General features: G+C 42.0%; 7 protein-coding genes. 2 read left to right on the plus strand and 5 right to left on the minus strand.

The features are described from left to right. Positions 1-208: 208 nt before the first annotated feature. The gene (gene murI / locus JK188_RS15115) at positions 209-1,072 is read right to left on the minus strand and encodes a glutamate racemase (RefSeq protein ID WP_211887697.1); all 864 of its coding nucleotides are present in this window, start codon (positions 1,070-1,072) and stop codon (positions 209-211) included. Next, entirely contained in the window at positions 1,017-2,939 is a 1,923-nt protein-coding gene (gene btuB, locus JK188_RS15120; RefSeq protein ID WP_211887690.1) for a TonB-dependent vitamin B12 receptor BtuB, read from the minus strand. The genes murI and btuB overlap by 56 nt, the downstream gene beginning before the upstream one ends. Positions 2,940-3,416: 477 nt before the next feature. On the opposite strand from btuB, the gene trmA reads away from it, so the two are divergent. Further along, positions 3,417-4,514 carry a tRNA (uridine(54)-C5)-methyltransferase TrmA gene (trmA, locus tag JK188_RS15125; protein ID WP_211887696.1) on the plus strand — a complete coding sequence of 366 codons (1,098 nt, stop codon included), beginning with the start codon at positions 3,417-3,419 and terminating at the stop codon, positions 4,512-4,514. Positions 4,515-4,601: 87 nt separating this feature from the next. On the opposite strand, the gene JK188_RS15130 is transcribed toward trmA, so the two are convergent. Together JK188_RS15130 and fabR are read right to left on the minus strand one after the other, a co-directional pair. Next, positions 4,602-4,991, minus strand: a complete 390-nt coding sequence (locus tag JK188_RS15130) for a YijD family membrane protein (RefSeq protein WP_036950904.1) — start codon at positions 4,989-4,991, stop codon at positions 4,602-4,604. 10 nt (positions 4,992-5,001) lie between these two features. Then, a complete protein-coding gene (fabR, locus tag JK188_RS15135; protein WP_036950902.1) occupies positions 5,002-5,661 on the minus strand; it encodes an HTH-type transcriptional repressor FabR in 660 nt (219 codons plus the stop codon). A gap of 336 nt (positions 5,662-5,997) precedes the next feature. Here fabR and sthA point away from each other — a divergent pair, with 336 nt between their 5' ends. Then, the gene (sthA, locus tag JK188_RS15140; protein ID WP_036950900.1) at positions 5,998-7,398 is read left to right on the plus strand and encodes a Si-specific NAD(P)(+) transhydrogenase; all 1,401 of its coding nucleotides are present in this window, start codon (positions 5,998-6,000) and stop codon (positions 7,396-7,398) included. Positions 7,399-7,485: 87 nt separating this feature from the next. Here the strand turns inward: sthA and oxyR are convergent, their stop codons facing one another. Continuing rightward, the gene (oxyR, locus tag JK188_RS15145; protein ID WP_211887688.1) at positions 7,486-8,391 is read right to left on the minus strand and encodes a DNA-binding transcriptional regulator OxyR; all 906 of its coding nucleotides are present in this window, start codon (positions 8,389-8,391) and stop codon (positions 7,486-7,488) included. Positions 8,392-8,488 lie beyond the last annotated feature (97 nt).

The raw sequence follows: 8,488 nt of genomic DNA on the forward strand, positions 1-8,488 counted from the left end.
AGGTGGCGTATATTACGCTTTCCTCATTGAGAGTCAAGTATTTTTTTACTTAATCTTTTCAGATTCTCTCGCTGCCGGTTCAGTGTCCATCGCGCTTTGCGTTGGCTTGTTCCCGGTCAGTGGTGGCGCATTATAGGGAGTCAGAAAAATCTGGCAACCCTTTTTTTGATATTTTTTTTCGTTCGCTCAGCTTTTCAGCGAATTTGGCTTAAATTGCCAGTTTTTGCACCGATTTGAAGCCTTCTGCCTCAAGAACAGGGCGTAATTCTTGTAAACTGTCATTCATTGATAAGCAGTAAGCGAAGTCTTCTTCATTTGAATCCGTAACTTCAGCCTGATTATTGATGAGCCAAACGGTTCTTCTGGCAATCGCGGTGCCAGAATCAATGAATCGAGTTCCACTTGGAAGCACTTTTTCTAACTCTTCTACTATAAGAGGGAAATGAGTGCAGCCAAGAATCACCGTATCTGGGGCCTCTTTCATTTTAATCCACGGTTTGACGGCTTGAGCCACTTCATCCAGCGGCAATATTTCACCATGCAATTTTCTTTCTGCCAATTGTACGAGTTCCGCTGAACCTAAAGAGATCACTTTACAGTCTGTCGCAAAGCGCTCAATCAGCTCTTTTGTGTATTCACGATTTACTGTACCCCGAGTTGCCAACAAACCAACTACACCATTACGCGTCAGTTTAGTTGCGGGCTTAATCGCCGGAACGACACCGACAATTGGGAAAGCAAAATTTGCTCTTAAGTTAGGTAAGCTCACTGTGCTTGCAGTATTACACGCAATGACGGCAATGGTGAGAGGATGCTTTTTCGCGATGGCATTAACGATTTGATAAACCCTATCAATAATGAACTCTTCACTTTTCTCCCCGTAAGGGAAGGCTTCATTATCGAATGCATATATATAGTGCGCATTCGGGATCAGTTTTTTGACTTCACGATAGACAGATAACCCGCCCACTCCAGAGTCAAACACCAGAATGGTCGGGCGAACAGATAGGTTGTTATCAGAAGTTGTAGCTTCCTGTGAGGAAATATTCTCTTCCAGCGGTGCGATAACCATACGCGGTCTCATAGTCTTTATCGAACATATTAGCTATTTTACCACGAATTGTGAGATGTGAAGTGATTGGATATGCAGCTGTGATATCCCAAAGACTTACACCCCCGAGTTTTAGGTTTTCTGACTTACCATTCTCATAATAAGCTGTATCATGTCGCGAGCCGATATATTGATAGGTCAAGCCCATATCGAGTTTTTCTATATTCCAATCTAACTGATACTTAACTTGTTGCTGAGCACGGCGTTCCAATACCTTATTGGTATCTTTATTACGAGGGTCAATATATTGATACGTAAATTGGTGATGGAACATCCACGTATCAAACTCGCCAACCCATTCCACACCTTTAATTTCAGCCTTACCAATATTTTCATAAGAATTGAACTGCGCACCAGACTTATATGCAATTAAATTATCAATATCATTACGGTACGCATTGATTTGCCAGAATAAAGGACCTGTTGTGCCTTCTAAGCCAATTTCCCATTGTTGGCTTTCTTCAGGTTTTAGGTCTGGATTTCCTTTCATTTTCCATGAAGGGTTATCTACATATAGCTGATTTAAATTAGGTGCTTTATAGGCGGTGGCATAAGAACCAACAAGTTTGTAGCCATCATAAAACTCCCAACTCAGCCCAGACTGCCATGTTGTATGCCAATCAAACTCTGAGTGGTGATCCGAGCGTATAGCTGCTTCAGCAATCACTGAATCTATTAGTGCATATTGCCCCGTAAGATAGATTCCCGTGTTATTAACGGTTTGTTTTTTACTCGTATTTGTGTAACCGCCTGGCTCAACGCTTTGACGTTGATAATCAACGCCAGTGCTTAGACTACCTTTACCAAATTGGTAGTTATTACCCCATTGCAGATTATATTGTTTAGACTCATCCAGATTAGAATACAGTCCATATTGACCGTATCTTGGATCGTAATTGTAATCTTTAGAGTGGCTATAACTTCCTAGCAGTGATGTTGAGTAATTGCCTTGATGGTATTTCAGACCTGTTTCATAAGTTCGACTCGAGAACTTACGTGTATCAACAAGGTAATGCTGCATGTTTGTGTAATCGGTATCATAGCTACCATCATAATCAGTCCGGTTATCATAACCATAACCACGGGCATAAGCCGAAACATTCGGAGAGAATTGATGTTCAATTCCCAACCATAGTGTTTTATTTAAGAAACCGTCTTTATCTGACTGAGGATATCCATTTGGGTAATTCCCTGTACTACCTCTCGCCTCTACATCAAACCCTTTTGTATATGTATAAGCCGCCGCGCCCGTAACGGTTGTATTCTCACCAATTTTTTGTTGCGTTGAACCGTTATAGTTTTGATAGCCATAAGAACCAATTCCAGCATTCAGTGTGGTTCCTTCATTATTACGGCGAGTAATAATGTTAATCACACCACCCACTGCATCAGAGCCATAAACTGCTGAACGTGCGCCACGAATATATTCAATACGCTGCACTAGCGAGATTGGAATTTGGCTCATATCTGAAGAACCAGAAATCCCTGCTTGATTAAGACGAACACCATCAATTAAAACCAAAACATGGCGTGATTCTGTTCCTCTAATAAAGAGGGAACTTTGTTGCCCTATTCCACCATTTTGTGCAACATCCACACCCGGCAGGCGTCTCAATACATCAATCACGGTATTTGACTGCCAATGATCAATATCTTCACGGGTCACTACAGTGACTGGCGCTAATATAGAAGAGATAGGTTGCTCGAAACGGTTAGCAGACACCACCATTTCATCTGACGAATTAGAGCTTGCACTTGCCAAAGAGGAAATACCGCACAACACTGCCAGAGCTGCCACCGAAAGCGATAGCGACTTGTTATTATTCATTATGTTTACACTCGGAAAATCAATTAAATTAACATTCCGCGACGCCGAAAATCAGATCCGCGCTGAGATTCAACAAAGCGATAAGAAGTGTGGTAGGTATCGGACTTATAAAGTGACAAGTTGGGTTTCTATATATGAAGCGATATATAAAATAAAAATTCGACCTGTTATATCCCCTAAATAATTCAAGCTGCATGTAGGTGGCAAGCGAAGATATTCCTAGGAGCACACTGAAGTATGTGACTAGGATAGCTGAGCGATGCCAACACCCATGTAGTTTGAAGAATGACGGGAATACCTTAATTACCGTTGCGCGTCAGTTCTGGACTCTCACCAAATTCCCTCAACCACAGCACATAATCCTAAATTGAATAGCTATCACTGTCCATGAATCGATAATGAAAACTGGACATCTTCGCTGCTTGCCCTACAATTTCGCCCCTGATGTGAATTTTGACTGTTTTATGGGGCCATATGATGCAAAACACCTTGCACACCGAAGATTACGAACTGCAACTTGCAGAGAAAGTTGACCGTCTGAAGAGTTTGATGGCCCCTTATGCTGCGCCTGAACCTGAAATTTATTCATCTCCAACTTCCCATTATCGGATGCGTGCAGAATTTAGAATTTGGCACGAAGGTGATGACCTATTTCATATTATGTTTGATAAAGAGACCAAAGAACGCATTCGAATTGAGTCATTTCCAGTTGCTAGCCAGCTAATCAACGACATGATGGCTGAACTTCTGCCTTTATTAAAACGCACTGAACTACTGCGCCATAAATTATTCCAAATAGATTACTTATCAACGCTGAGTAATAAGCTGATTGTTTCTCTGCTTTATCATAAAAAATTAGGGGAAGAATGGACGGAACAAGCCAAACAATTGAAAGCCGATTTAACGGCGAAAGGCTTTGATGTTCAAATTATTGGCCGCGCCTCTAAAACTAAAATCATGCTCGACCACGATTATGTCGATGAAGTTTTACCTGTAAAAGGGAAAAACATGATTTATCGCCAGGTGGAAAATAGCTTCACACAGCCAAACGCACAGGTGAATATTAAGATGTTAGAGTGGGCGATTGATGCGACTCAACATTCAACTGGCGACTTATTAGAGTTGTATTGTGGTAATGGCAACTTTTCACTGGCGCTGGCTCAAAACTTCAATCGTGTTTTAGCGACTGAAATTGCCAAACCTTCAGTGCATGCGGCGCAATACAATATAGAAGCTAACAAAATAGATAATGTGCAGATTATCCGAATGTCTGCGGAAGATTTTACTCAAGCCATGAATGGCGTTCGTGAATTTAATCGTTTAGAAGGGATTAATTTAGCGGATTACCAGTGCAATACTATTTTTGTCGACCCACCACGCAGTGGCTTGGATGACAAAACTGTTCAGCTGGTACAAGAATATGACCATATTCTGTATATCTCCTGTAACCCTGAAACGCTGTGCGATAATTTAGCGGAACTCACCAAAACCCATAAAGTCGAAAAACTGGCTTTATTTGACCAATTCCCATATACCCATCATATGGAAAGTGGTGTGTTACTCACTCGACGCTAATACTCTCTATAAATTATTCCCTATAATTATCCATAAAAAAACGCCGCACTATTATGTTGCGGCGTTTCTTTTTATTCAAAACTGATATTAATGTTCAGTTTCGCTTTCGAGAGCTTGTTCGTGTAGCTCTTTTTTACGTGCTTTCCAACTGGTGTACATCCACAATGCAATAATGACAATCACCGTGGCCGGGATAAAGTTAGAACCGACATCAGGATGTTGGACCCGTAAAATCGCTGCGTAGCCAAACATACCTAAGAAAAAGCTGCCGGCGACAAATTTTGGTAATCCCATTGGCATCGCTTGATTTAAATAACGCTGGTGTAAGCAGTAAACAGCCAAAATTAATGTGACGATTGGGAAGATAGAAAATTCCACAAGGGAATTAAACAGGGTAGAGAACGTTCCGTGAGTCGATAAGCCAATTACTAAAGATAGCAGTAATGTGCTCCTCTCATAATTCTTGTGTTCCGTCATTGTCTCTCCTTTACTCTTTGGTTAAGTCAGGGTCTGTATCATTTTGTTTTTCTTGCTCGCGGCGGTACCAGTAATAAGCGCCTTTGGCTATCATACGTAGCTGCAACACTAACCGCTCTTCGAGGCGTCGACGTTTTTCTTCATCAATATCAAGCGCTTCAGCACCCGCACTAAACACGATAGTGACCATCGCCTCGGCTTGCATTTCAGTGAAATAACGCGGCGTACGATTTTCTAATTCAAGATAATCCGCTAATTCTGCAATAAAATGTTGGATTTCTCGTGCGACCGCAGCACGAAATTCAGCAGAAGTTCCTGAGCGCTCACGCAATAGTAACCTAAACGCGTTAGGGTTATTACCAATAAACTCCATAAAAGTGGAGACTGATGTGCGGATCACACTCCCGCCTTTTGCGATACGTTGGCGCGCTTGTCTCATCAGTTGACGTAGCATCAAACCGCTCTCATCAACCATGGTTAATCCAAGCTCATCAACATCTTTGAAGTGACGGTAAAACGAAGTTGGTGCGATGCCCGCTTCACGAGCGACTTCCCGTAAGCTGAGGCTAGTAAAACTACGTTCTGCACTTAATTGGCTAAATGCCGCTTCCACGAGCGAACGACGTGTTTTTTCTTTTTGTTTTGCTCTAACGCCAATAGTGTTGCTCACGATTTTCCTAGTTTTCTACAATTAAAACGCCGCGAATAGATCAAAATATCACTTTTGAATACGCCCATCCGTTAAGCATACCTGAAAATTATTAATCTAGTTTAATGAAAAGATGACTCTCCCATCAATTTCACCATTTTCAGAATTTCACCCAGCTTCATTTTTTCTAGGCTGTGTCTTTTATCGACTTTTTTCCTATAAACTTTTTATATACTTTGCACCTCTTTATTTTTATCTACTTCCTATACTTATTTGTCTTTAGGATTTCGAATTGAGACAAGATGGCAAACGAATGTTACTATCACAACGTCCCTAGAATTAAAACAGGCTTACCTCATGCAACAACATACCCATTTTGATGCAATTGTCATTGGTTCCGGTCCTGGTGGTGAAGGTGCCGCTATGGGGCTGGTTAAACAAGGAAAAAACGTTGCTGTTATAGAACGTTATAATAGTGTCGGCGGCGGCTGTACCCACTGGGGTACGATTCCCTCTAAAGCCCTTCGTCATGCTGTGAGTCGCATTATCGAATTTAATCAAAACCCTCTATATAGTGATAATTCCCGCAGTTTACGCTCCTCTTTTTCTGAAATTCTTACTCATGCCGAAACCGTAATAAGTCAGCAAACTCGCATGCGTGAAGGGTTTTATGAACGCAATGGTTGCCAAATGTTTTCTGGTGAAGCAACTTTTGTTGATGATCAGCATGTTAGCGTGCGCTATGCAGATGGAAGTTGTGATGTCCTAAGTGCAGATAAAATTATCATTGCGACTGGATCACGTCCTTATTGCCCGCCTGATGTTGATTTTACCCACTCCCGAATTTATAACAGCGATACCATTCTCAGCCTTTCCCACGAACCTCGCCATGTGATTATTTATGGTGCGGGTGTGATTGGTTGTGAGTACGCATCCATATTTCGTGGGTTAGGGGTCAAAGTCGATTTGATCAACACTCGCGATCATTTATTGGCATTCCTTGATCAAGAGATGTCTGATGCGTTGTCTTATCATTTTTGGAACAGTGGCGTGGTTATTCGTCACAACGAAGAATATGAAAAGATTGAAGGTTTAGATGATGGCGTTATTGTTCATCTTAAATCGGGCAAGAAAGTGAAAGCGGATTGCTTACTGTTCGCGAACGGCCGTACTGGTAATACGGATAATATCGGTCTGGCGAATGTGGGAATCGAAGCCGATGGTCGTGGCTTAGTTAAAGTTGACCATGCTTATCGCACCAGTAATGAGCACATCTATGCTGTTGGTGATGTGATTGGCTATCCAAGCCTAGCTTCTGCGGCTTATGACCAAGGGCGAATTGCGGCTCGCGCAATTACCTCTGGCTTAGGTAATGCCCATTTAGTTGAAGATATTCCGACGGGTATTTATACCATTCCAGAAATTAGTTCTGTGGGTAAAACAGAACAAGAATTGACGGCAATGAAAGTCCCTTATGAAGTTGGTCGTGCTCAGTTTAAACATTTAGCACGAGCACAGATTGCGGGCATGAATGTGGGTAGTTTGAAAATTCTCTTCCATAGAGAAACACTTCAAATTTTAGGTATTCACTGTTTCGGTGAGAGAGCGGCTGAGATTATTCATATCGGCCAAGCGATTATGGAACAAAAAGGTGAAGGGAATACCATCGAATACTTCATTAACACCACATTTAACTATCCAACCATGGCAGAAGCGTTCCGAGTTGCAGCATTGAATGGTCTAAATCGACTGTTTTAGCGAGTCACTACGCTTTACACTGAATGATTGGCTTTAGAATAAGTGATTGCAGGTTTATTCCCGCAATCACTTTTTTGTTTTTATCGCTTACTTTTTATTTCTGTAATACTTATCCATCGAGCTGTAAATTGTTTCAGCAAGCTGCTCATAACGTCCACGCAATGGAGAGCCCGGGCGGTAAACTAATACAATTCGGCGTTTTGGCTCAGGTTCGATACAGTTCAAATAACAAACTCCATCACGACAAGCCTCATGAGGTACCGCCAAATCTGGTAGTAATGTAATTCCGCTACCCGCTGCGACCATGTTTCTCAGCGTTTCTAAGCTTGTCGCTCTGAAATGGGTATCTTCTTTTGCCCCGGCTTGGAAACAGAACCCCATCGCTTGATCACGTAAACAGTGACCATCTTCCAACATCAATAATTTCTCACCCGCTAATTCGCCCATTTCAACCGTGTCACGGGCATGCCATGGGTGATTTTCATAAATTGCGAGTTTCATTGGCTCTTCAAATAATGGCACCACAATAAATGGTTCCGTTTCTTTGACTTCTGCCAAGATGGCACAATCCAACTTACCACTATCTAACTGAGCTAATAATTGCTGAGTCTGTGCTTCGTGCAAGTAAATTTCTAGTTTAGGGTGCACACGATGTAATTCAGGAATAATGTGCGGAAGTAAGTAAGGTGCAACCGTTGGGATCAGCCCTATATGTAAAGGCCCCGACATACTTTCACCTTGTAAAGCTGCCATTTCTTGTAGAACTTTTATCTCTCTTAAGATCGTTCTTGCCTGCTCAACGAGCAATAAACCTTGTTGAGTAAAAAGCACTTTTCGGCTGGTTCTTTCTAATAGCATCACGCCGAGCTCTTCTTCAAGCTTACGAATTTGACCGCTCAGCGTAGGCTGACTTACATGGCAAGAATCCGCAGCACGTCTAAAGTGCTTGTGCTCAGCAAGTGCAACTAGGTACTCCAGATCACGAATATTCATCCGCCTTTTTCCTCTCGTTATGCCTGACCTGATGAAAAGCAAGCCTGTATTCACTGTGAGCCCGTTCTACTGGAAAAACGACGCTGGTCAAAGTTCT

Origin of the sequence: Providencia sp. JGM181, from assembly GCF_018257375.1 — a bacterium.
Classification (GTDB): Bacteria; Pseudomonadota; Gammaproteobacteria; order Enterobacterales; family Enterobacteriaceae; genus Providencia; species Providencia lanzhouensis.